Origin of the sequence: Paenirhodobacter huangdaonensis (genome assembly GCF_004022465.1) — a bacterium.
Lineage (GTDB): Bacteria > Pseudomonadota > Alphaproteobacteria > Rhodobacterales > Rhodobacteraceae > Rhodobacter > Rhodobacter huangdaonensis.
This window is the reverse complement of the sequence record NZ_SAVA01000001.1, coordinates 491,061-513,791: the sequence shown is the minus strand read 5'-3', so window position 1 is coordinate 513,791 and position 22,731 is coordinate 491,061. Positions and strand designations below refer to the sequence as shown.

Genomic DNA, 22,731 nt, shown 5'->3' with positions numbered 1-22,731 from the left:
TTTTCTTTCGTGTTCCGCGCAAATTTCGCAGCTCCGCTAGGCGCGCTTCACCTTCGCCGATTCCGGCACCTTCCAGGGCGGCATCACCGTCGGCGCGCCGAAATAGTAGCCCTGCATGCAGTCGATGCCGAGCGTGGTGAGGAAGGCGGCGTCGGCGGCATTCTCGACCGCCTCGGCCACGGTGAACATGTCGAAATGCTGCGCGATCGAGATCAGCGCGGCGGTCAGCACCTGATTGTCGGCACTCTCGGCGATGCCGGTGATGAACTGGCCGTCGATCTTCAGGATGTCGAAGTAGAACTCGCGCAGGTAGCGAAACGAGGTGTAGCCCGCGCCGAAATCGTCAAGCGCGAAGCTGACGCCGCGCGCCTGCAGGTCGCGCATGAAGACGCTGACAATCTCGGGCATGCTCATCGCCGAGCTTTCGGTGATCTCGAGGATCAGCCGCTCGGCCGCGGTGTCGTCGAGCGCGAGGCCCTTGTTCAGGGTCTTCATCCAGTCTGGATAGCCGATCGAGCGCGCCGACATGTTGATCGCCAGCCGCAGGTGCCGGTCCTCGGCGAGCGAGGCGAGCCCCATCTCGAGCGCGAGGCAGTCGAGCCGGCGGCCAAGCTCGGTGCGTTCGACCGTCTCGATGAACTCCTTGGCCGGGATGATCCGCCCGGTCTCGTCGAGCACGCGGATCAGCCCCTCGTAGAAGGCGGGGCGCTCCGGGCTTGCGGTGCGCACGATCGGCTGGAAGGCAAGGATCACGTCGCGCCGTTCGATCGCGTGGCGCACCATGTCGATCACGTCGCGGTCCCGCTGGGCGATCGCGAAGTCGAGCGGGCTCGTGAGCGCGGGCTCGAGCGGCTCCTGAGGCGGCAATTCGCGTTTCGACATCTTCGACTCCCATTGCGGACCCCGCCAGCTTCGGCGCCGCTTGCTAACAACGCGTAAAGGTGCGGAGAAATCTTTCCCTATGGTAAAGAAAGGGTTTTCAGCGCCGTAAACCCTTCGGTAAGGCGCTGCGGCTACTGTGACGGCGCATGTCAAGCGGGGGGCACATGGCCAGTCAGGCAGAGATCGCGCGCAGTCCGTCGGGCGAGGTTCCCTTCGCCATCTCCGAGCTGTTCTATTCGCGCACCGATCCGCGCGGGGTGATCGTCGCGGGAAACGAGATCTTCCGGCGGGTGTCGGGATATGACTGGGCGGAGCTGCTCGGTGCGCCGCACCGGCTGGTGCGCCACCCGGACACGCCGCGGGGGGTGTTCCGGATCCTGTGGGAGGCGCTCGGCAAGGGCAACCCGATGGCTGCCTATGTGAAGAACCGCGCGAAATCCGGACAGTATTACTGGGTCTTCGCGGTGATGCTGCCGATCGCCGGCGGGTTCCTCTCGGTGCGGCTGAAGCCCACCGCGCCGCTGTTCCCCCGCATCCGCGAGATCTATGATGACCTCATTGCGCGCGAGCGCGACGGGCTCGACCCCGAGGCCTCGGCGCGCTGGCTGCATGACGTCGCGCAGGCACAGGGATTTTCCAGCTACACGAGCTTCATGGCCTCTGCGCTCGGGCAGGAACTGGCGGCGCGGGACGCGCGGCTTGCACGCGCCGCGGATGCGCGCACCCGGGTGCTGACCGAGATGAACGAGGCGCTCGAGGAAACCACGCGCGAGCAGGGCCGGCTGCTGCGCAGCTTCGATGCGCTGCAGTCGATTCCGAACAACATGCGCATCGTTGCCTCGCGGATGGAGCCGACCGGCGGGCCGATCTCGGCGATCTCGGAGAATTACAAGATCTCCTCGCAGGCGATTTCCGTGCGGCTGCATGGCTTTGCCGGCGCCCGCGACAGCCTGATCGACCGCGTCTCGCGCGATGTGGCGAAGGCGCTGTTCCTGCTCGGCTGCGGCCGGCTGCTGGGCGAGATGAACGCGAGCTTCCTCGCTGCTGCGCCGGTTCCGGGCATCGACTGGGAGGTCGAGCGCGCCCTGCTGCTCGGCCTCGAGCGGGACTGCGCCCGCGACGGGCGCGAGGCGATGCTGCACGCGGTCGAACATTCCGCCACGCTGAACCGCGCAAGCGCCGAGGTGCGCCGCCACATGCTCGGGCTCGACACGATCCGGGTGCTTGGCCGGGTCGAATGCGGGCGGATGCGCGACGCGAATGGCGGGCTGGCCGCCACCATCGACCAGCTCGATGCCTTCCATGCCGAGATCAAGGGGCGACTCGAGACGATCATGCGGCTGTCGGAGAACGTCGGTCTGGCGATGGACCGCTATCTGCGCAGCAGCGCGGCCACCGTCGCCTGAGAGGCGGCCGGCGCGCGTCGCCCTAGTCGGCGATCAGCGCCCCGATCACCGCGCGCGCTTCGGGCCCGTTCCAGTCCGCCTCGCCGATCAGCCGCGCGACCTCGTGGCCGTCGCGGTCGATCAGCACGCTCACCGGCAGCCCCATCACCCCCATGGCGCGCGACAGCGTCTGCTTCTCGTCCTGGAAGCGGGGCAGGCGGGTCACCCCGGCCTCGTCGAAGAATTTCGCGATCTTCGGCTGCGGGTTGCGGCCGGTGGCCAGCGTCACCACCTGGAAATCCGCGCCGCCAAGCTCGCCCTGCAGCGCATCGAGCCCGGGCATTTCCACCCGGCAGGGCGCGCACCAGGTGGCCCAGAGGTTCAGCAGCACGACCTTGCCGCGGAACTCGGTCAGGCGATGCTCGGCCCCGGTCTCGTCGACGAAGGGCAGCTCCGGCGTGGCGAGCGGCTGCTCGTAGACAACGAGCTTGCGCATGTCGCCCGATTTCAGCGCGCCGAGGTCGGCGGCCGCGGCGGCATTTGCAGTGAGGCTCAGGGCCGTATAAAGGACGAACAACCGCAGCATGATGCCTCCTGACAAAGGGCCGACCGATGACCGACAGCACGGAAAAATCCTCGAACGCGATGTGGGGCGGGCGTTTCGCCGCCGGCCCGGACGCGATCATGGAGGCGATCAACGCCTCGATCGGGTTCGACAAGCGACTCTACGCCCAGGACATCCGCGGCAGCCGGGCCCATGCCGCGATGCTCGCGGCGCAGGGCATCCTTACCGATAGCGATGCGGCGGCGATCCGGGAAGGCCTGCTCACGGTCTTGTCAGAGATCGAGGCCGGGGATTTCCCGTTCTCGACCGCGCTCGAGGACATTCACATGAATGTCGAGGCGCGGCTGAAGGAGATCATCGGCGAACCCGCGGGCCGTCTGCACACGGCGCGCAGCCGCAACGACCAGGTGGCGACCGATTTCCGCCTCTGGGTGCGCGATCAATGTGACGCCGCGGGCACCGCGCTCGAGGCGCTGATGCGCGCGCTGCTGACCCAGGCCGAGGCGCATGCCGACTGGGTGATGCCCGGTTTCACCCATCTGCAGACGGCGCAGCCGGTAACCTTCGGCCATCACATGATGGCCTATGTCGAGATGATCGCGCGCGACCGGAGCCGCTTTGCCGATGCGCGCAAGCGGATGAACGAAAGCCCGCTTGGCGCCGCGGCACTGGCCGGCACCGGGTTCCCGATCGACCGGCAGATGACCGCCGAAGCGCTCGGCTTCGACCGGCCGATGGCCAATAGCCTCGATGCCGTGTCGGATCGCGACTTCGCGCTCGAATTCCTCTCCGCCTCCTCGATCTGCGCGGTGCATCTGAGCCGCCTCGCCGAAGAGCTGGTGATCTGGTCCTCGGCGCAGTTCCGCTTCGTCGCGATGTCGGACAAGTGGTCGACCGGCTCGTCGATCATGCCGCAGAAACGCAACCCCGACGCGGCGGAACTGATCCGCGCGAAGATCGGCCGCATCCTTGGCGCCACCGTCGCGCTCTTCACCGTGATGAAGGGCCTGCCGCTCGCCTATTCGAAGGACATGCAGGAGGACAAGGAGCAGGTCTTCGACGCTGCCGACACGCTGATGCTGGCGCTCGCGGCGATGACCGGGATGATTTCCGACCTCACGGTGAACCGCGACAAGCTCGAGGCGGCGGCGGCGAACGGCTTCTCGACCGCGACCGATCTCGCCGACTGGCTGGTGCGCGCGGCGGGGCTGCCGTTCCGCGAGGCGCATCACGTCACCGGCACGCTGGTCGCGATGGCCGAGAAGAAGGGCGTCGACCTGCCCGATCTGAGCCTTGCCGAGATGCAGTCGGTCAACCCGGCGATCACCGAGGACATCTTCCGCGTGCTCGGGGTTCACAACTCGGTCGCCTCGCGGCAATCTTACGGGGGCACCGCGCCCGATCAGGTCCGCGCGCAGATTGCGCGCTGGAAGCAGGTGCTTGGCTGAGGAGGCCGCAATGAAGGCTTTCGTGCTTGTGACGATGCTGGCGGCTCTTGCCGGCTGCGGTGTCGACGGTCCGCCGACCCCGCCGAAGGGCGGCCCGGCCGTGCCGGTGACCGGTGTGACCGTGAGCGGCGAGGTCAGCGCCGGCGTCGTGGGGCAACTGTGACGGCGCGTGCCGCGGGGCTGCTGCTCGCGGTGCTGCTTGCCGGCTGCGCGCCGCGTGCCGGGGTCCGTGTCGGCCCCGACGGGCAGACGCGCGGCGCGGTCTCGGGCGGTCTCGGCCCGGTCCGCGTCGGGGTGAACAGCGCGGGCGGCGGTTTCGTCGGCACCCATCTGGGCCCGATCGGCATCGGCGCGGGGTTCTGAGGCGTTTTCCTCCTGTCCCTGACACAATAGTCCGCTTTTCCCGCCGGGCGCTTCGCGTTAAACGGGGCAAAACCGGAACGAGGGCGCAATGGACCATTTTCTCTACCGCAACGGGGTGCTGCACGCCGAGGAAGTCGCGATCCCCGAGATCGCGGCGGCGGTCGGCACGCCCTTCTACGTCTATTCCGCGGCGACATTGACGCGGCATTTCCGCCTCTTTGACGAGGCGCTCGGCGACACGCCGCATCTGGTGTGCTTCGCGATCAAGTCGAACTCGAACCTCGCGGTGCTGAAGCTTCTGGGCGATCTCGGCGCGGGCATGGATGTGGTCTCGGGCGGCGAGTATCGCCGGGCCAGGGCCGCGGGCGTGCCGGGCAACCGCATCGTCTTTTCGGGCGTCGGCAAGACCCGCGACGAGATCCACCTCGCGCTTACCGGCGGCATCCGCCAGTTCAACGTCGAAAGCGAGCCCGAGCTTCTGGCGATTTCCGAAATCGCCGCGGGGCTTGGCGTCACCGCGCCCGTCGCGCTGCGGGTGAACCCCGATGTCGACGCCCATACCCACGAGAAGATCGCCACCGGCAAGTCGGAGAACAAGTTCGGCATCCCGATCGCCAAGGCCCGCGCCGTTTACGCTCTGGCGGCCAGCCTGCCGGGCCTCGACGTGATCGGCGTCGATGTGCATATCGGCAGCCAGCTGACCGAGCTTGGCCCCTTCGAGGCGGCCTTCCGCAAGGTGCGCGAGCTGACGCTGGACCTGCGCGCCGACGGCCATGACATCCGCCGCCTCGACCTTGGTGGCGGTCTCGGCATTCCCTACACCCGCTCGAACGAGGCGCCGCCGCTGCCGGTCGAATATGTCGGCGTCATCAAGGATGTGCTCGGCGATCTCGGCTGCGAGATCGAGATCGAGCCGGGCCGGCTGATCTCCGGCAATGCCGGGCTGCTCGTCTCGGAAGTGATCTATGTGAAGGAAGGCGAGGGGCGCAAGTTCCTGATCGTCGACGCGGCGATGAACGACCTCGTGCGGCCTTCGATGTATGGCGCCTGGCATGACATCGTGCCGGTGGTGGAGCCCGCGCCCGGCACTCCCGCGACCCCCTTCGACGTGGTCGGCCCGGTGTGCGAGACCGGCGATACCTTCGCCCGTGCCCGCGCCCTGACGCCGCTCGCACCCGGTGACCTGATCGCCTTCCGCTCGGCCGGCGCCTATGGCGCGGTGATGGCCTCGGAATACAATTCGCGGCCGCTGATCCCCGAGGTGCTGGTGCAGGGGGATCACTTCGCTGTCATTCGTGCGCGTCCGAGCTTTGAGGAAATGCTCGCCCGCGATAGCATCCCCGAGTGGCTCTAGGCGCCTTTGGCCGGGGCCGGAAAGGCAAGATGCAGCGACGCCCCCGTTCCGCCCCCGCCGCGCCGATCGAGGCGCTGGCCCGCCCGGTCGCGCTGACCCGGGCCGGGATGGCGCTGGAGCGCGGTCTGCGGGCGTTCTGGCCGGCGCTGTCGCTGCTGGCGCTGGCCTTCGCCGCCATGGCCTTCCGTCTGCCCGCACTGCTGCCGCCCGATGGCGGACGGATCGCGGCGGGGATCTTCGCCCTTGCCCTGATCGCCGCGCTCGGCGCCGGCCTGTGGCGCTTTCGCTGGCCGAAACGGGCCGAGGCGATCGCCCGGCTCGACGCGACGCTGCCGGGCCGGCCGCTTACCGCGCTCACCGATGCGATGGCGCTTGGCCAGACCGATCCGGCCAGCGCCGCGCTGTGGCAGGCGCATCTCGCGCGCAGCGCGCGCGCGGCAGAGGGCGCCCGCCCGGTGCCGCCCGCGCCCGACCTTGCCCCCCGCGACCCTTTCGCGCTGCGCATCGCGGCGCTGAGCGCGGCGGTGATGGCACTGATCTTCGGCGCGCCGCTGGCGCTCTTCGAACCCGGCGCCCGCCCCGGTGCGCCGGGCGGGGCCGAGGCGGCGATGGGGCCAAGCTGGGAAGGCTGGGCCGAGCCGCCGCGCTATACCGGCAAGCCCGGGCTCTACCTCAACAAGCTGGAACATGACGCGGTGACGCTGCCCGAGGGCACGCGGTTCTCCTTCCGCTTCTATGGCGAACCCGTGCCGTTCGAGGAAAGCGTCTCGAACCCTGCCGCTGTGCCCGATCCGGCCGCCGATCCGCAGCGCCGCGATTTCGAGGCGCTGCGCTCGGGCCGCATCCATCTGGGCGGCGTGGGCGGGCGCGATTTCATCGTCACGTTGCTGCCCGACGAGGCGCCCTCGGTGGTGCTGGTGGGGCAGGCGGAACGGCGCGCCGACGGCAAGCTGTCGCAGCCGTTCCATGCGCTTGACGATTACGCCGTCACCGCCGGCGAGGCGCGGATCACCCTTGATCTTGCCGCGGTCGATCGCCGCTATGGGCTGAGCGTCGCGCCCGAGCCGCGGCCGGATCTGGTCTATGACCTGCCGATGCCGATCTCGGGCTCGCGCGCCGATTTCTCCGAGGCGCTGGTCGAGGACGCGGCCGAGCACCCCTGGGCGAACCTGCCGGTGACGCTGAGCCTGTCGGTGACGGATGGCCGCGGGCAGGCGGGCGACACCGGGGTGCAGCATCTGGTGCTGCCCGGCCGGCGCTTCTTCGACCCGCGCGCGGCGGCGCTGATCGAGGCGCGGCGCGATCTGCTGTGGTCGCGCGAGAACGGCCCGCGCACCGCCGAGATCCTGCGTGCGATCACCAACCGCCCCGAGGGACTGTTCCCGAAGGCCGACATGGCGCCGACGCTGCGGCTCGCCGCGCGGCGGATCGAGGCGCCGGGGCTGACGCCCGGGGTGCGCGACGAGGTTGCGGCGATGCTGTGGCAGATGGCCGAGCTGCTCGAGGATGGCGGGCTGTCGGATGCGCTTGCCGCGATGGAGCAGGCGCAGCAGCGGCTGAGCGAGGCGATGCGCAACGGTGCCTCGAAGGACGAGATCGCCAAGCTCATGCAGGAGCTGAAGGAGGCGACCGACAACTATCTGAAGATGCTGGCCGAGCGCGACGCGCAGAAGGAACAGGGCCCGCAATTCGGTCAGCAGGGGCCGAGCCAGCAGATCACCGGCGACCAGATCCAGCAGATGATGGACGCGATCCAGAAGCTGATGGAGGAAGGTCGCATGGCCGAGGCGCAGGAGCTGCTCGATCAGCTCGCCCGGATGATGCAGAACCTGAAGGTCACGCAGGGCCAGGGCGGGCAGGGCGACGGCCCCGGCAGCCAGTCGATGAAGGATCTGGGCGAGACCCTGCGCGAGCAGCAGAAGCTGTCCGATGACGCCTTCCGGCAGATGCAGCAACCGCCGGGGTCCGGGCAGGACGGCATGGGCAACGAGGCCGGGCCTGACGGGCAGGGGACGCAGCCCGGGGAGGGGCAGGGCCTGGCCGACCGGCAGCGCGCCCTGCGCCGCGAGCTCGACCGCCAGCGCGGTCTGATGCCGCGGCTTGGCGGCGAGGCGGGCGATGCCGCGCGCCAGCGCCTCGAAGAGGCGGGGCGGTCGATGGACCGCGCCGAGCAGGCGCTGCGGCAAGGCGAGACCGGCACCGCGCTCGACCGTCAGGCCGACGCGATCGAGGCGTTGCGCGAGGGCATGCGCAACCTCGGTCAGGCGATGGCCGAGGAGCAGGGCCGCGGCACGCCGGGGCAGGGCGCCGAGGGCGAACAGCGGATGGGCGATGCGACGGGCGGCAACGGCGCGCGCGAGTTGCCGCGCGACCCGCTTGGCCGGGCGACCGGCGAGGGCGGGCGGATCACCAGCAACCAGGACCTGCTCTCGGGCGAGGACGTGCGGCGCCGCGCGCAGGATCTGCTCGACGAGATCCGCCGCCGCTCGGGCGAGCGGCTGCGGCCCGAGGACGAGCGCGACTATCTGAAACGCCTGCTCGACCGGTTCTGAGCGGTCGGGCCGGCTGGCTCAGCCTTTGGTGTGCGGCTGCAAGGTCTCGATGACGCCGCGCAGCTGACCATCGAGCCAGATGCGGCCGTCGTTCACCGCGCCGACATAGGCGCCGAGCGCGGGGGCGAGCGGCGGCGCCGCGGCGCCGAGCCGGGGGGCAAAGCCGTAAAGCACGGCGAGGACCGCGGCGAGCCCCATCACCAGCGTGAAGCCAAGCCGGAAGCCCGAGCGCTGCCGCGCGAGCACCTGCGGCGTGTCATGCGCTGCGGCCTCGCCGGCGCGGTCGGCGCTGGCGCGCAGGGTGGAGTTGATCTGCTCGATATCCGGCAGCCGGCCGCGGCCGCGCGGGGCGCCGCCGGGGGCGGCATCCTCGCGCTCGTTGAGGTCGGCGAAGCGTTCCTCGTCGGTCTCGGCCCGGGTCTCGGCTTCGGTCTCGGCGGCGTCGGGGACGGAGAGATCGCTGAAATCCGGGACCTGCTGGGCCGTGGGGGCGGCCGCGATGCCGGCGAGCTTCGCGGCAGCGCGGCTGGCCGCGGCGGCGGGCGGCGGCTCGAGGTTCATCTCTTCCTGCGTCTCGAGCGGCGTGGCGCCCTCGGCGCGGCGGGCGCGGGCCTCGCGCTCGGCCTCCTCGCGCAGGATCGCCAGCAGGCTGTCGTCGAGGGTGCGGCGCTGTGGCGGTGCTGCGGCCGCTGGGGCCGGGGCCGGGGCCGGAACGGCGGCGGGCTCCGGTTCGGGCCCCTCCGGTTCGGGCTCTGTCGCGGCGGCGGCATCCTCCGCCGCTTCTTCTGCCGGCGCGGCCTCGGCGGGGATCCCGGCGAGGGCGCGGGCGAGCGCCGCATCGTCGGGGTCCTCGGCCTCGGGCATCGTCTCGGGCAGCGCGGCGGCGGGCTCTGCCGCGCCGGCCGGTTCCGGCAGGGCGGTGTTGCCGGGGGTGTCAGCCCCGGGGATGTCCCACCCCTCCGGCGCCGCCAGCGGTTCGCGCAGCTCGCCCCCCTCCGCCTCGAGCATGGAGTGGCTCTTTTGGAACCACAACCGCCCGCAGGCAGAGCATTGGACGTCGCGCCCGGCTTCCGGGATCACCGCGTCGTCGACCTCATATTGTGCGCCGCAATTCGGGCAGATCAGCCGCATGCCCGCTCCCATCCCGCTGTCACAAGCCATTCTGGCAATTCTTCTGCATATGTTGTAGCAAGCGCCTGACCAATATCCAAGGGTTTGCGTTCCGAGGACAATTCCGTCCCGGTGCCACCAGATGAAGGGGCCGTGCAGTGATCGAGCTGCAAAATGTCGCCATGGGCTACGGCGGGAGCGAGCTCGTCGCCGAGATGACGCTGAAGCTGGTGCCCGGATCGTTCCATTTTCTCACCGGGCCGTCCGGGGCGGGCAAGACCAGCTTTCTCAAGCTGTGCTACGCCGAGATGCTGCCCACGGCGGGCTATCTGAACCTGTTCGGGCAGGATGTGCGCATGATGACGCGCGACGACATCGCCCATGTGCGGCAGAAGATCGGCGTCGTGCATCAGGACTGCCAGTTCCTCGACCACCTGCCGGTGGCCGAGAACGTCGCGCTGCCGCTGACCGTGACCGGGCGCTCGGTCGACGGCGCCGAGCTGCGCGAGCTGCTGACCTGGGTCGGGCTGCGCGCACAGGCGGGCGCCCTGCCGCCGCAGCTCTCGGGCGGCGAGCGGCAGCGGGCGGCGCTCGCCCGTGCGGTGATGATGTCGCCCGAGGTGATCATCGCCGACGAGCCGACCGGCAACCTCGACTGGGAGATGTCGCTGCGGCTGCTGTCGCTGCTCGTCGAGCTGAACCGGATGGGCAAGACCGTGGTGATCGCGACGCATGACCTGAACCTGATCCGCCAGGCGAAGGCGCAGGTCTCGGCGCGGGTGCTGCGGATCGCGAACCGGCGGCTGCATCTGGCGGGGGCGGACCTGTGATGATGCGACTGACGATGTTCCGCGCCGACATGAGCGCCACCGACCGCGTCGTGCCGCCCTCGGGGCACACGGCCAACCTGACCGTGCTGACCTCGGCGGCGATGGCCTTCCTCGCCGTCTTCGCGCTGGCGCTGTCGCTTGCCTCCGGCCGCCTTGCCGATCGCTGGTCGGAGGCGCTGGCGCGCTCGGCCACGATCCGGATCTCGGCCCCGCCCGAGCAGATCGAGGCGCAGACCAAGGCCGTGCTCGACGCGCTCGCCACGACGCCGGGGGTGGCAAGCTATCGCGCCCTCGATGACGCCGAGATGAAGAAGCTGCTCGATCCCTGGTTCGGGCCCGATCTGCCGGTCGACAGCCTGCCGCTGCCGAAGCTGATCGAGCTGACCGAGACCGCGCAGGGCATGGATACCGAGGGGCTGCGGCTGCGGCTTGCGGCCGAGGCGCCCGGCGCGGTGCTCGACGACCACACCCGCTGGCGCCGGCCGCTGGTCGCGGCGGCGGGGCGGCTGCGGTTTCTGGGCTGGCTCTCGATGATCCTGATCGGCGGCGCGATGGCGGGGATGATCACCCTGGCCGCGCAGGCGGCGCTCGCCGCGAACGGGCAGGTGATCCGCACCTTGCGGCTGGTCGGTGCGCGCGATGCCTTCATCGCCCAGGCCTTCGTGCGCCGTTTCACCCTGCGCGGGCTGACCGGCGCCGCCGCGGGCACCGTGGTCGCGATGATCGCCATCGCGCTTCTGCCCGCGACCGACGAGGCCGGCGGCTTTCTCACCGGGCTCGGCTTTACCGGCTGGGGCTGGCTCTGGCCGCTCTTCATTCCGCCGCTGGCAGCCCTTGTCGCCTTCGCCGCGACCCGCCATGCGGCCTTCCGCATGCTGAAGGAGGTGCGCTGATGGCGGCGGCAGAGACGATGCGCCCGGGCAAGGTGACCTGGTTCACCTATCTGCGCTCGGTCTTCTTCTACCTCCATATCGCGCTGGTGACGCTGGTGCTGGGCCTGTGGGGGGTGATCTTCCAGGTGCCGTGGTATGGCCGCAGCGGCGTGCACCGGGTCGCCTCGGTCTGGTGCCGGTCGCTGCTCTGGGCGGCGAAGGTCGATCTTGGCCTGAGCTACGAGATCCGCGGGCAACCGCCCGTGGGTGACTGCATCATCGGCGCCAAGCACCAGAGCTTCTTCGACATCCTGATCATCGCCCGCCATGCGCCCGAGCGCGCCTTCATCATGAAGAAGCAGATCCTGCGCGTGCCGATCATGGGCTGGTTCGCCTGGAAGGCGGGCTGCATCCCGATCGACCGCTCGAAGGGATCGGAGGCGATGAAGGTGATGCTGTCCGAGGTGACGGCGCGGCAGCAGGGCGAGGGGCTCGGCCAGCTCATCGTCTACCCCGAGGGCACACGGGTGAAGCCGGGCGAGAAGCGGCGCTACAAGCCGGGCATCGGCGCGCTCTACGAGACGACGGGGCTTTCGGTGGTGCCGGTGGCGACCAATGTCGGGCTGTTCTGGTCGAAGCGCGGCTTCCCGATCCGCTCGGGCAGGGGCGTCGTCGAATACCTGCCGGCGATCGCGCCGGGGATGGCGCTGCATCCGCTGATGGAGCGGATCGAGGCGGAGGTCGAAGGGACGTCGGACGCGCTGATGGCCGAAGCGGGGTTTGTCGCGACGCCGGCGGGGCAGCGCTGAGGCGCCGGAGCCGGACGGCTCAGGCGATCTTCAGCGCGGCGATGCCGGCGACGATCAGCACCACACCCAGCCCGTGCATCAGGTTCAGCGGCTCGGTGAAGAACATCGCTGCATAGATCATCGTGCCAAGCGCGCCGATGCCGCTCCAGACCGCATAGGCGGTGCCGACCGGCAGCGCGCGCATCGCATTCGCCAGCATCAGGAAGCTGATCACCACCGTCACCACGGTGACCACCGAGGGCACCAGCCGGGTGAAACCCTCGGAGTATTTCAGCCCGACCGCCCAGACCACCTCGAGCAGGCCGGCGATGGCGAGGGTGAGCCAGGGGGTCACGCAGCGAGGCCCTTCGAGCCCATGTCGAGGAACTTCTTGCGGCGGTCCTTGATCAGCTCGGCCGGCTTCTTGCCCTTCATCTCGTCGAGCATCAGCGCGATTTCCGAGCCGACCGCGGCGATCGTGGCGGCGCGGTCGCGCTGTGCGCCGCCGAGCGGCTCCTTGATGATCCGGTCGATCACCGCAAGCTTCTTCAGGTCCTGCGCGGTCAGGCGCAGCGCCTCGGCCGCCTCGCGCATCTTCTCGGCATCCTTCCACAGGATCGAGGCGCAGCCCTCGGGCGAGATCACCGAATAGACGGAATGCTCGAGCATCGCGATCCGGTTCGCCGTGGCGAAGGCCACCGCGCCGCCCGAACCGCCCTCGCCGATGATGACCGAGACCAGCGGCACGCCGATCTGCAGGCATTTCTCGGTCGAGCGGGCGATTGCCTCGGCCTGGCCGCGCTCTTCCGCGCCCTTGCCCGGATAGGCGCCGGGGGTGTCGACGAGGGTGATCACCGGCAGCCGGAAGCGGTCGGCCAGGTCCATCAGCCGGATCGCCTTGCGATAGCCCTCGGGGCGGGCCATGCCGAAGTTGCGCTCGATCCGGCTTGCGGTGTCGTGGCCCTTCTCATGGCCGATCACCATCACCGGCGCATCGTTGAAACGCGCCAGCCCGCCCATGATCGCGTGATCGTCGGCAAAGTTGCGGTCGCCGGCGAGCGGCGTGTATTCGGTGAACAGCGCCTCGATGTAATCCTTGCAATGCGGCCGGTCGGGATGGCGCGCGACCTGGGTCTTCCGCCAGGGGCTCAGATCCTTGTAGAGGTCCTTGAGCAGCTGCGCCGCCTTCTTGTCGAGCGCGGCGGCCTCTTTCTCGACATCCATCTCTTCGTTGGCGCGCGCGAGTGCCCGCAGCTCCTCGGCCTTGCCCTCGATTTCCGCGAGCGGCTTTTCGAACTCGAGATAGGTGGTCATCGAAACCCTCCGTCAGTGCTGCCGACTATATGCCGGCGCGGCACGGGAATTGCAACTGACGCCGGGGGAAGGTGACGGCGGGCGCGGCGGGTGGCATGCTGGGGCGGGGAGGATCCGGCACGGGTGAAGGAGCGGATCCGATGGGCCACGAGATTTCGGTTCGGGAACTGGGCGCGGTGCGGCTGGCGGGAGTGCTGCACCGGGGCGACTACCGCAAACTTGGCAGCAGCTTCGAGCGGCTGCGCGATCTGCTTGGCCCCGGGGATTGGGCGCAGGTGCGCCGCGCCGCTGCCGTCGGCCATGACAACCCGCGCCGCACGCCCGAGGCCGACCTGCGCGCCCATGCCTGCGTGCTGGTCACCGAGGCCTTCGCGCTGCGCCCGCCGTTCGAGGAAATCCGTTATCCGGCAGGGCGCTATGCGGTCATGCTGCTGCGCGGTCCCTGTGATCAGCTGCCCGAGACCGGGCGGCGTTTCATCGAGGACTGGCTCGCGGTGTCGGGCGAGACGGCGGCCGCGCCTGCGCCCTACGAGGTCTATCTGAACGATCCGCGCGACACGCCGCCGGCCGAGCTGCTGACCGAGGTGCGGCTGCCGCTGGTCTGAGAGAGGCGGAAAAGGAAAACGCCCCGATCCTGGGATCGGGGCGCCCCTGTTTCCCTCATGCAGGCGGGGCCTCCCCTCCCCACCGCTCCGGGATCCAGACCGATTCGCGTCGGCGAATCGTTTTCACAGTGCTCAAGCTTTCATCATTTCGGCCTGTCTGACAATAACTTCCGCCTGCCGGATCGAAGCAATATCGACAAGACGGCCCTTGTAGACGGTCGCCCCGGCGCCTTCGGCCTTGGCTTTCTCCATCGCGGCGAGGATTTCGCGCGCTTCGGTCACTGCGGCCTCGGACGGGGTGAAGACCTCGTTGGCGAGCGCGACCTGTTTCGGATGGATCGCCCATTTGCCGACCATGCCGAGCGTGGCCGAGCGCAGCGCCTGCGCCCGGAAGCCCTCGTCGTCGGAGAAATCGCCGAACGGGCCGTCGACCGGCAGGATGCCATGGGTGCGGCAGGCGGCGACGATCGCGGTCTGCGCCCAGTGCCACGGGTCCGACCAGTATTTCGCGCCTTCGCGGATCATGTAGTAGTTTTCCTGCGTGCCGCCGATGCCGGTCGTCGCCATCCCCATCGAGGCGGCGAAGTCGGCGGCGCCAAGGCTCATCGCCTGCAGCCGCGGGCTCGAGGCGGCGATTTCCTCGACATGGGCGATGCCGGCGGCGGTCTCGATGATGACCTCGAGCGAGATCCGCTTCTTGCGGCCCTTCGCGGCCTCGATCGCGGTGACCAGCGCGTCGACGGCATAGACGTCGGCGGCGCAGCCCACCTTCGGGATCATGATCTGGTCGATGCGCTCGGAGCCCTCTTCCAGCAGCTCGACCACGTCGCGATACCAATAGGGGGTGTCGAGGCCGTTGATCCGCACCGACAGATACTTGCTGCCCCAGTCGATGTCATGCGAGGCGGCGATGATGTTGCGCCGGGCCTGCGCCTTGTCGTCGGGGGCGACCGAATCCTCGAGGTCGAGGTTGATCACGTCCGCGGCCGATTTCGCCATCTTCTCGAAGATCGCCGGGCGCGAGCCGGGTCCGAAAAGCTGGCAGCGGTTGGGACGGGCGGGGGCAGGCGGCTGGACGCGGAAGCTCATGGCACCTCTCGGCAAGTATGTTACGAGTTTTGTTGTCGCCGGGATATAATCTTGCGCACTTGCTTGCAAGCCTTGTTTCGCAATCGCAGAATCGAGGCCCGATCGTGGTGATGAATTTCGCGGCAGAAAGAAAACTTGCATCTTTCTTCGATGAAATCATCAAAGTGTCGAAGAATCTGCGATGTCCTCCGCGATCACGGCGCATGTTTCTCAGGAAATCCGCTGCGGTCGCGGTAATCTTTCGCCAAACACCCCATCAGCACGGCCGAGGAACCCATGGCGCAGATCGAGACCCCCTATCTTCTTTTCCTGGGCGACGCGCCCGACCAGCTTGCCGCCAAGGTGGCGCAGGGCATCAAGGACTGGCGTCCGGAATTCGCCGTGGGCCAGTACCGGATGGAAGGCTGCAAGGCCGATATGGGCCTGCCGGACATGAACCTGGCGACGGCGAAGGCCGCGGGCTGCAAGACGCTGGTGATCGGCGTGGCGAACCGTGGCGGCATCATCTCGCCCGCGTGGAAGAAGGTGCTGGTCGCGGCGCTGGAAGAGGGCTTCGATCTGGCCTCGGGCCTGCACAACCTGCTGCGCGACGAGCCCGAGCTTGTTGCCGTGGCGCAGGCCTGTGGCCGCACCCTGCATGACGTGCGTGTGCCCTCGGTCGCCTATCCGATCGCGAATGGCGTGAAGCGCACGGGCAAGCGGATGCTGGCCGTCGGCACCGATTGCTCGGTCGGCAAGATGTATACCGCGCTCTGCATCGAGAAGGAGATGCGCGCCCGCGGCATCGCCGCCGATTTCCGCGCCACCGGCCAGACCGGGATCCTGATCACCGGCGATGGCGTGCCGCTCGATGCGGTGATCGCCGATTTCATGGCGGGCTCGGTCGAATATCTGACCCCCGACAATGACGCCGGTCACTGGGATCTGATCGAGGGGCAGGGCAGCCTGTTCCATGTGAGCTATTCCGGGGTGACGATGGCGCTGGTGCATGGCGGCCAGCCCGATGCGCTGGTGCTGTGCCACGAGCCGACGCGGCCGCACATGCGCGGCCTGCCGGGCTATACGCTGCCCTCGCTCGAGGCGCTGCGCGACGTGGCGCTGACGCTCGCCCGCGTGGCGAACCCGGCCTGCGTGGTCGTCGGCATCTCGGTCAACACCCAGCACATGGCCGAGGACGAGGCGAAGGCCTATCTCGCCGGGCTCGAGGCCGAGATGGGGCTGCCCGCCACCGACCCCTTCCGCTTCGGTGCGGAAAAGCTCGTGGACGCGCTCGCCGCGATCTGAGACGGTGACACCCGCCGGGGGCCGGGGCCTCCGGCGGGAGTATTTTTGCCAAGAAAAAAGGGGGGGACGGGATGATTTCCGTGACCGCGGACGTGTTCCGCCTGGCCGAGGTTTTCACCATCTCGCGCGGCAGCCGCACCGAAGCGAAGGTGCTGACGGTGCGGATCGAGCGCAATGGCCTGACCGGCTGGGGCGAATGCGTGCCCTATGCGCGCTATGGCGAAAGCCTTGAAACGGTGACCGCGCAGATCGAGGCGCTGCCGGCCGCGATCACCCGTGCCGAGCTGCAGGACGCTTTGCCGCCGGGGGCCGCGCGCAATGCCGTCGACTGCGCGCTGTGGGATCTCGAGGCGAAGGCCGCGGGCAAGCGGGTGTGGCAGCTTGCGGGCCTTGCCGCGCCCGGGCCGCTGACCACCGCCTACACGCTCTCGCTCGACACACCCGAGCGGATGCGGGCGGCGGCGGCGAAGAATGCCGCGCGGCCGCTTCTGAAGATCAAGCTCGGCACGCCCGACGACATGCCGCGGCTCGAGGCGGTGCGGGCGGGGGCGCCCGGCTCGACGATCATCGTCGATGCGAACGAGGGCTGGAGCGCCGAGGTCTATGCCGATCTGGCGCCGCATCTCGTGCGGCTTGGCGTCGCGCTGGTCGAACAGCCGCTGCCGGCTGCGGCCGACGAGGCGCTGATCGGCCTGACCCGCCCGGTGCCGGTCTGCGCCGACGAGAGCTGCCATGACCGCGCGAGCCTTGCCCATCTCAAGGGCAAATACGACATGGTCAACATCAAGCTCGACAAGACCGGCGGGCTGACCGAGGCGCTGGCGCTGCGCGATCTGGCCCGGGCCGAGGGCTATCGGGTGATGGTCGGCTGCATGGTCGGATCGAGCCTCGCGATGGCGCCCGCGGTGCTGGTTGCGCAAGGGGCGGAGGTTGTTGACCTTGACGGGCCGCTGCTTCTGGCCGAAGACCGCGACACGCCGCTGTGTTACGACGCAGGCCGCGTTTTCCCGCCCGAACCGGGCCTGTGGGGCTGAGAAGGAGATCTGCATGAGCCGCACCGTCTATCTGAATGGCCAGTATCTGCCCGAGGAAGAGGCCATGGTCTCGATCTTCGACCGTGGTTTCGTCATGGGCGATGCCGTCTACGAGGTGACCTGCGTCCTCGACGGCAAGCTGATCGAGTTCGAGGGCCACATGACCCGTCTCGAGCGTTCGCTGCGCGAGCTCGAGATGACCTGCGACATCAGCCGCGAGGAATGGCTGGCGATCCACCGCAAGCTCGTCGAGCTGAACGGCGTCACCGACGGCGGCGTCTACCTGCAGGTGACGCGCGGCAATGCGGGCGACCGCGACTTCCACTTCCCGCCGGCCGGTACGCCCGCGACCGTGGTTCTTTACACCCAGTCGAAGCCGGGCCTGGCGAACGACCCGCACGCGCTGACCGGCATCAAGGTGATCTCGGTGCCCGACCTGCGCTGGCACCGCCGCGACATCAAGACCGTGCAGCTGCTCTGGGCCTCGATGGCGAAGATGATGGCCGAGAAGGCCGGCAAGGACGATGCCTGGTTCGTCGAGGACGGCTTCGTCACCGAGGGCTCGTCGAATAACTGCTACATCGTCAAGGGTAACAAGATCATCACCCGCAACCTGTCGAACGACATCCTGCACGGGATCACCCGCGGCTCGGTGCTGAAGATGGCGCGCGAGGCGCAGCTGGAGATCGAGGAACGCCCCTTCACCATCGAAGAGGCGCAGGCGGCCGACGAGGCCTTCTACACCTCGGCCTCGGCCTTCGTGATGCCGATCGTCGAGGTGGATGGCGTGAGCCTCGGTGACGGCACCCCCGGCCGGGTGTCGCAGCGGCTGCGCGAGATCTACATCGAGGAAAGCCGCAAGGTCGGGATCTGATCTTTCCCCGACTGGCGCCGATCAGGGCCCCGGCTTCGGCCGGGGCCTTTTCGTTTCGGGGGTCAGCTGCGGAAGCGGAAGATCGCCGGGGTCAGGCTGGCGGCCTCGGTGTCCTCGATCAGCAGCACCGGGGCGCCCGCGATCAGCACCCGGGCGTGCGGGCCGGCCTGCTCGAAGCGGATCTCGTCGGCGGCGGGGGCGGGGATGTCGAGTTCGAGCTCGAGCAGATCGCCCGGGGCGAAGCCGCGCACGCGGGTCAGGGCGGCGCCCGGCGGGCCGTCTTCCGCCTCGGGATCGGCAGGTCCGGCAGTGATCCGGGCGAGGCCCGTCTCCCGCGCCCCGGTCTTTGGTGCGTCGGCCGGGGCAGGGGCGCCGGCAGACGGCGGCGGCGTGTCGCGCCGGCCGGACGAGAGTTCGGCCCAAGTCAGCAGCGCAAGCGTGGCGCCGAGGGCGAAGAACAGCAGGAGCAGCACAATCATCCGGGCCTCCGCAGCCTTTGTCAAAGCCTGCCCCCGGCGTGGGCGCGGCGCAAGACTTTCGCGCCGGCGCCGGCCCCGTTAGGGGCCGCGCGCCGGATCGTCAGCCGTCTGGCTAGGCGGCGACCTCGATGCCGTAGCTGCTGCCGCTGGTCTCGTCGGCGACCACGATCGTGTTGCAATCGCGCAGCGTATCGAGTGTGCAGCCGGCAAGCCGCGCGACGAGTGCGTCGTTCACGAACAGCCCGACACCGCCCTCGATGCTGTCCATCTGGAAGCTGTCCTGCGCGGGGTCGAAGTTCGGCACCGAGATCCGGATCTCGTCCTGCTCGGCATATCTCGACCCGTCGCTCCAGGAGAACAGCTGAATCTCGACCGGTGCGTCGCCCTCGTTCCAGTCGACGATGAAGAGGTCGTCGGCACCGTCGTGCACCGCGACGCCGTTCAGCCGCGAACCGCTCGACATCACGTCGCCGTCGTCGCCGATCATCACATCCCGGTCGTCGCCGCCGATCAGCGTGTCGGGCGCGCCCGAGACGTCATCAAGCGCGCTCAGCGTGTCGTCGCCCCAGTTCCCGACCAGCAGGTTGCGGCCTTCGCTGTCGGTGAGCGTGTCGTCGCCAGACTTGCCATAGAGCGTGTCATCGCCTGCGCCGCCGTCCAGGCTGTCGCTCCAGCCATTGCCGCTCAGGTTGTCGTTGCCGGCGCCGCCAAGGAGCGTGTCGAAGCCGTCGCCGCCAAGGAGCAGGTCATCGCCATCGCCTCCGTCGAGCACGTCGTTGCCCCATGCACCCTCAAGCGTGTCCGCGCCGCCGTTGCCGGTGAGCGTGTCCTCGCCGGTGCCGCCCAACAGCAGGTCGCTGCCGGCATGGCTGGTCAGCGCGTCGTCGCCGCCAAGGCCGACCAGCGTGTCGCCGCGCATCGAGCGCGACCAGAGCTGGTCCCAGCCCTCGCGCCCGACGATGTATTCGCCGCGCAGGACATCGGGCGACAGGCTGGGCGGAATCGCACGATGCCAGGAGTTCTCGACAAGGATCGCGGTGGTGCCGTCGAGCGCGTCGAGATCGACATTCGACAGCGTCGCGGCCGGCTCGCCGTCGATCATCAGCGTCACGTCCGACTCGCCCGAGCGCTCCATCCAGAAGCTGCCCGCATCATGGTCGAAGTTCTCGTACAGGATAACAACCCGGTCCCTGCCAGCGAAATCGGTGATGGTGACCGGGGTGTCGCCCGGCTCCCACAGGATCTGGAACGTGTCCTGCCTGCCGTCGTCACCGCCGGTCATCGTGTCGCCGTCGTCGCCCATGAGAAAGTCGCTGCCCCGGCCGCCGTCGAGCAGGTCGGGCTGGCCGCCCTCGTTGTCATTGCTGACCAGCGTGTCATTGCCCGATCCGCCCAGCAGCGTGTTTTCGCCAAGGTTGTCAAAGAGCAGGTCGTTTCCGACATTGCCGGCGAGCGTGTCGTTGCCGGCCTCGCCCATCAGCGCATCGTCGCCGGTGCCGCCGTCAAGGCTGTCGTTGCCTTCGCCGCCCCGCAGGCCGAAGACGTCGTCGTACTTGATGGCCAGGTCGAGCTGCCACTGGCTCCCGAGCCCGTCGCTGTTCCACTGATGATATCGGTTCGACGCGATGCGGTCGTTGCCGGCATTGCCGAAGAGCGTGTCGTCGCCGGTGCCGCCCGAAAGCGTGTCGGAACCGTCGCCGCCGCTCAGCCGGTCGTTGCCGTCGTCGCCCGAAAGGCTGTCGGCCTCGCCGCCGCCAAGGAGCGTGTCGTCGCCCTCGCCGCCCGAGAGCGTGTCGGCGCCGTGGCTGCCGTCGAGCGCATCATTGCCCGTGCCGCCTGCCAGCGCGTCGTTGCCGTCCCAGCCCACCAGCGTGTCGTTGCCCGCCTCGCCCGCCAGCACATCATCGCCCGAGCCGCCGCTCAGGCTGTCTTGCCCGGCGCCGCCGCTCAGCGTGTCGTTGCCCATCTCGCCGCTCAGCGTGTCGTCGCCGTCGTTGCCGGTAAGCAGGTCGAAGCCATTACCGCCCGAGAGCCGGTCGTCGCCCGCGCCGCCGGTCAGCGTGTCGGGGCCGGCAAAGCCCGACAACGTGTCGCCGGCGTTGCCGGCCTCGAGCGCGTCGGCGCCATTGGTTCCGAGGATCACGTGGCCCGCGGTGTCCGGGCTTCGTGCCGCGAGGCTGGCATCCGCGCCGTTGGCGGTCTGTGCCAAGTCCGCCACCCCATACTGATAGCCCGTCGCGGAGTCGGTCAGGAAGATCGCATCGCTGTCGTGCAGTTCGTCGAGTGTGGTGCCTTCGAGCGTGCCGACCAGCGCGTCGTTGACGTAAAGCCCGACGCCACCACCCTCGAGGCTGCCCATCAGGAAGCTGTCCTGCGCGGGGTCGAAGCCGTCGACCATGACCTCGATCATGTCGTGGTGGGTGAAATCGGTGATCGTGACCGGGGCGTCGCCCGGGGCCCAGACGATGCCGAAACCGTCTTCGCCGTCGCCGCCGGTCATCGTGTCGCCATCGTCGCCAAACAGCAGGTCGTCGCCCGCGCCGCCGTCGAGCAGGTCGGCCGCCCCCGCCACGGTGTCGAGCGCGATCAGCCAGTCGTCGCCCGAACCGCCCAGCAGCGTGTCCTGCCCCGAATCGTCGGCGAGCAGGTCGTCGCCGACATTGCCCGCCAGCGTATCGTTGCCCGCGCCGCCGATCAGCGCGTCGCTGCCAACGCCCCCGTTCAGGCTGTCGTCGCCCGCGCCACCATCAAGGCCGAAGACACCGGCCTCGTGCAGCGCGCCGGTCATGTCGTCGAGCGAGGTGACCCCGTCGATGATGCTGTCGAGTTCCGAGACACCGCGGTCATTGCCGCCGCCGCCCATGATCGTGTCATTGCCATCGCCGCCCGTGAGCATGTCCGGGCCCGAGGTGCCGGTGAGGTGTTGACCGATGGGGTCGGCCGGATCCGTGGTCTCCTCTCCGGGGGCCGTCTCGTCCGGGGTGTCGGGCGCTTTCGTGGCGGCCTCGGCGCCGTACTGGTCACCCGTCGCGGAGTCGGTCAGGAAGATCGAGTCGTTGGAGTGCAGATCGTCGAGTGTGGTGCCTTCGAGCGTGCCGACCAGCGCGTCGTTGACGTAAAGCCCGACGCCGCCCTCGAGGCTGTCCATCAGGAAGCTGTCCCGTTCCGGGTCGAAGCCGTCGACCACGACCTCGACCATGTCGTCGCGGGTGAAATCGGTGATCGTGACCGGGGCGTCGCCCGGGCTCCAGACGATGCCGAAGCCGTCTTCGCCGTCGCCGCCGGTCATCGTGTCGCCATCGTCGCCAAGCATCAGGTCGTCGCCCGCGCCGCCGTCGAGCAGGTCGGCCGCCCCCGCCATGGTGTCGAGCGCGATCAGCCCGTCGTCGCCCGAACCGCCCAGCAGCGTGTCCTGCCCCGAATCGTCGGCGAGCAGGTCGTCGCCGACATTGCCCGCCAGCGTATCGTTGCCCGCGCCGCCGATCAGCGCGTCGCCGCCGGTGCCGCCGTTCAGGCTGTCGTCGCCTGCGCCACCGTCAAGGCCGAAGACACCGGCATCGTGCAGCGCGCCGGTCATGTCGTCGAGCGAGGTGACCCCGTCGATGATGCTGTCGAGTTCCGAGACACCGCGGTCATTGCCGCCGCCGCCCATGATCGTGTCATTGCCATCGCCGCCCGTGAGCAGGTCCGGACCCGAGGTGCCGGTGAGGCGCTGGCCGCTGTGCTCTTCGCTGGCATCGTCATGGGTGTTGTCGTCATCATCCCCGAAACCGCTGAACGCGGCCCCGGCAAGACCGAGCGGCAAAAGTGCGAAAAGCCACAACATATCCATGGTGAAAATACCTCAGGTGAAAACAGTGATTGGTTTCAATGTCGCGGGATCGCGGACGAGGTCAAGAAGAA

Annotated in this window: 21 protein-coding genes; 13 read left to right on the top strand and 8 right to left on the bottom strand. The window is 69.1% G+C overall.

All coding sequences use genetic code 11. The features are described 5' to 3' along the window. Nucleotides 1-36 precede the first annotated feature (36 nt). Nucleotides 37-882: an EAL domain-containing protein gene (locus EOW66_RS02480; protein ID WP_128154545.1), complete on the bottom strand. Its 846-nt coding sequence runs from the start codon at nt 880-882 to the stop codon at nt 37-39. 164 nt (nt 883-1,046) lie between these two features. On the opposite strand from EOW66_RS02480, the gene EOW66_RS02475 reads away from it, so the two are divergent. Beyond that, nucleotides 1,047-2,288 carry a PAS domain-containing protein gene (locus tag EOW66_RS02475; RefSeq protein ID WP_128154543.1) on the top strand — a complete coding sequence of 414 codons (1,242 nt, stop codon included), beginning with the start codon at nt 1,047-1,049 and terminating at the stop codon, nt 2,286-2,288. A 22-nt stretch (nt 2,289-2,310) separates the two neighbouring features. On the opposite strand, the gene EOW66_RS02470 is transcribed toward EOW66_RS02475, so the two are convergent. Next, on the bottom strand, nt 2,311-2,853 hold the full coding sequence (locus tag EOW66_RS02470) for a TlpA family protein disulfide reductase (protein WP_128154541.1): 543 nt from the start codon (nt 2,851-2,853) through the stop codon (nt 2,311-2,313). A gap of 26 nt (nt 2,854-2,879) precedes the next feature. Between EOW66_RS02470 and argH the strand changes: the two genes are divergently transcribed. From argH to EOW66_RS02445, 5 genes are all read left to right on the top strand, one after another. Continuing rightward, nucleotides 2,880-4,280, top strand: coding sequence for an argininosuccinate lyase (argH, locus tag EOW66_RS02465; RefSeq protein ID WP_128154540.1), 1,401 nt, complete (start codon nt 2,880-2,882; stop codon nt 4,278-4,280). Between the two features lie 10 nt (nt 4,281-4,290). After that, nucleotides 4,291-4,443: an argininosuccinate lyase gene (locus EOW66_RS02460; RefSeq protein ID WP_128154538.1), complete on the top strand. Its 153-nt coding sequence runs from the start codon at nt 4,291-4,293 to the stop codon at nt 4,441-4,443. Then, nucleotides 4,440-4,643: a hypothetical protein gene (locus tag EOW66_RS02455; RefSeq protein ID WP_128154536.1), complete on the top strand. Its 204-nt coding sequence runs from the start codon at nt 4,440-4,442 to the stop codon at nt 4,641-4,643. The genes EOW66_RS02460 and EOW66_RS02455 overlap by 4 nt, the downstream gene beginning before the upstream one ends. An 88-nt stretch (nt 4,644-4,731) precedes the next feature. Continuing rightward, nucleotides 4,732-5,997, top strand: coding sequence for a diaminopimelate decarboxylase (lysA, locus tag EOW66_RS02450; RefSeq protein ID WP_128154534.1), 1,266 nt, complete (start codon nt 4,732-4,734; stop codon nt 5,995-5,997). A gap of 29 nt (nt 5,998-6,026) precedes the next feature. Beyond that, nucleotides 6,027-8,549, top strand: a complete 2,523-nt coding sequence (locus EOW66_RS02445) for a DUF4175 domain-containing protein (protein WP_128154533.1) — start codon at nt 6,027-6,029, stop codon at nt 8,547-8,549. 18 nt (nt 8,550-8,567) lie between these two features. Here EOW66_RS02445 and EOW66_RS02440 read toward each other — a convergent pair whose 3' ends face one another. Continuing rightward, nucleotides 8,568-9,680 carry a zinc-ribbon domain-containing protein gene (locus EOW66_RS02440; protein ID WP_164880998.1) on the bottom strand — a complete coding sequence of 371 codons (1,113 nt, stop codon included), beginning with the start codon at nt 9,678-9,680 and terminating at the stop codon, nt 8,568-8,570. 137 nt (nt 9,681-9,817) lie between these two features. Here EOW66_RS02440 and EOW66_RS02435 point away from each other — a divergent pair, with 137 nt between their 5' ends. The 3 genes from EOW66_RS02435 to EOW66_RS02425 are packed head-to-tail and all read left to right on the top strand — an operon-like array spanning nt 9,818 to nt 12,170. Beyond that, on the top strand, nt 9,818-10,489 hold the full coding sequence (locus EOW66_RS02435) for a cell division ATP-binding protein FtsE (RefSeq protein WP_128154529.1): 672 nt from the start codon (nt 9,818-9,820) through the stop codon (nt 10,487-10,489). Next, nucleotides 10,489-11,382 (top strand): cell division protein FtsX, encoded by an 894-nt coding sequence (locus tag EOW66_RS02430; RefSeq protein ID WP_164880997.1) that lies wholly within the window; start codon nt 10,489-10,491, stop codon nt 11,380-11,382. Before EOW66_RS02435 ends, EOW66_RS02430 begins: the two co-directional genes overlap by 1 nt. Further along, on the top strand, nt 11,382-12,170 hold the full coding sequence (locus EOW66_RS02425) for a lysophospholipid acyltransferase family protein (RefSeq protein ID WP_239017472.1): 789 nt from the start codon (nt 11,382-11,384) through the stop codon (nt 12,168-12,170). The genes EOW66_RS02430 and EOW66_RS02425 overlap by 1 nt, the downstream gene beginning before the upstream one ends. Before the next feature lie 19 nt (nt 12,171-12,189). Here the strand turns inward: EOW66_RS02425 and EOW66_RS02420 are convergent, their stop codons facing one another. Both EOW66_RS02420 and EOW66_RS02415 read right to left on the bottom strand, forming a co-directional pair. Then, a complete protein-coding gene (locus EOW66_RS02420) occupies nt 12,190-12,504 on the bottom strand; it encodes a DMT family transporter (RefSeq protein WP_128154526.1) in 315 nt (104 codons plus the stop codon). Then, on the bottom strand, nt 12,501-13,463 hold the full coding sequence (locus EOW66_RS02415; protein WP_113899228.1) for an acetyl-CoA carboxylase carboxyltransferase subunit alpha: 963 nt from the start codon (nt 13,461-13,463) through the stop codon (nt 12,501-12,503). The genes EOW66_RS02420 and EOW66_RS02415 overlap by 4 nt, the downstream gene beginning before the upstream one ends. Nucleotides 13,464-13,603: 140 nt before the next feature. On the opposite strand from EOW66_RS02415, the gene EOW66_RS02410 reads away from it, so the two are divergent. Beyond that, nucleotides 13,604-14,068 (top strand): AraC family transcriptional regulator, encoded by a 465-nt coding sequence (locus tag EOW66_RS02410; RefSeq protein WP_164880996.1) that lies wholly within the window; start codon nt 13,604-13,606, stop codon nt 14,066-14,068. 132 nt (nt 14,069-14,200) lie between these two features. Here the strand turns inward: EOW66_RS02410 and EOW66_RS02405 are convergent, their stop codons facing one another. Beyond that, a complete protein-coding gene (locus EOW66_RS02405) occupies nt 14,201-15,157 on the bottom strand; it encodes an L-malyl-CoA/beta-methylmalyl-CoA lyase (RefSeq protein WP_128154523.1) in 957 nt (318 codons plus the stop codon). A 276-nt stretch (nt 15,158-15,433) separates the two neighbouring features. Here EOW66_RS02405 and dgcN point away from each other — a divergent pair, with 276 nt between their 5' ends. From dgcN to EOW66_RS02390, 3 genes are all read left to right on the top strand, one after another. Further along, nucleotides 15,434-16,441 carry an N-acetyltransferase DgcN gene (dgcN, locus tag EOW66_RS02400; protein WP_128154521.1) on the top strand — a complete coding sequence of 336 codons (1,008 nt, stop codon included), beginning with the start codon at nt 15,434-15,436 and terminating at the stop codon, nt 16,439-16,441. Between the two features lie 71 nt (nt 16,442-16,512). Further along, nucleotides 16,513-17,475: an N-acetyl-D-Glu racemase DgcA gene (gene dgcA, locus EOW66_RS02395; RefSeq protein WP_128154519.1), complete on the top strand. Its 963-nt coding sequence runs from the start codon at nt 16,513-16,515 to the stop codon at nt 17,473-17,475. Between the two features lie 13 nt (nt 17,476-17,488). Then, nucleotides 17,489-18,349 (top strand): D-amino-acid transaminase, encoded by an 861-nt coding sequence (locus EOW66_RS02390; RefSeq protein ID WP_128154517.1) that lies wholly within the window; start codon nt 17,489-17,491, stop codon nt 18,347-18,349. 62 nt (nt 18,350-18,411) lie between these two features. On the opposite strand, the gene EOW66_RS02385 is transcribed toward EOW66_RS02390, so the two are convergent. Both EOW66_RS02385 and EOW66_RS02380 read right to left on the bottom strand, forming a co-directional pair. Beyond that, nucleotides 18,412-18,828: a hypothetical protein gene (locus tag EOW66_RS02385; RefSeq protein WP_128154516.1), complete on the bottom strand. Its 417-nt coding sequence runs from the start codon at nt 18,826-18,828 to the stop codon at nt 18,412-18,414. 112 nt (nt 18,829-18,940) lie between these two features. Continuing rightward, nucleotides 18,941-22,660: a calcium-binding protein gene (locus EOW66_RS02380; RefSeq protein ID WP_128154514.1), complete on the bottom strand. Its 3,720-nt coding sequence runs from the start codon at nt 22,658-22,660 to the stop codon at nt 18,941-18,943. Nucleotides 22,661-22,731 lie beyond the last annotated feature (71 nt).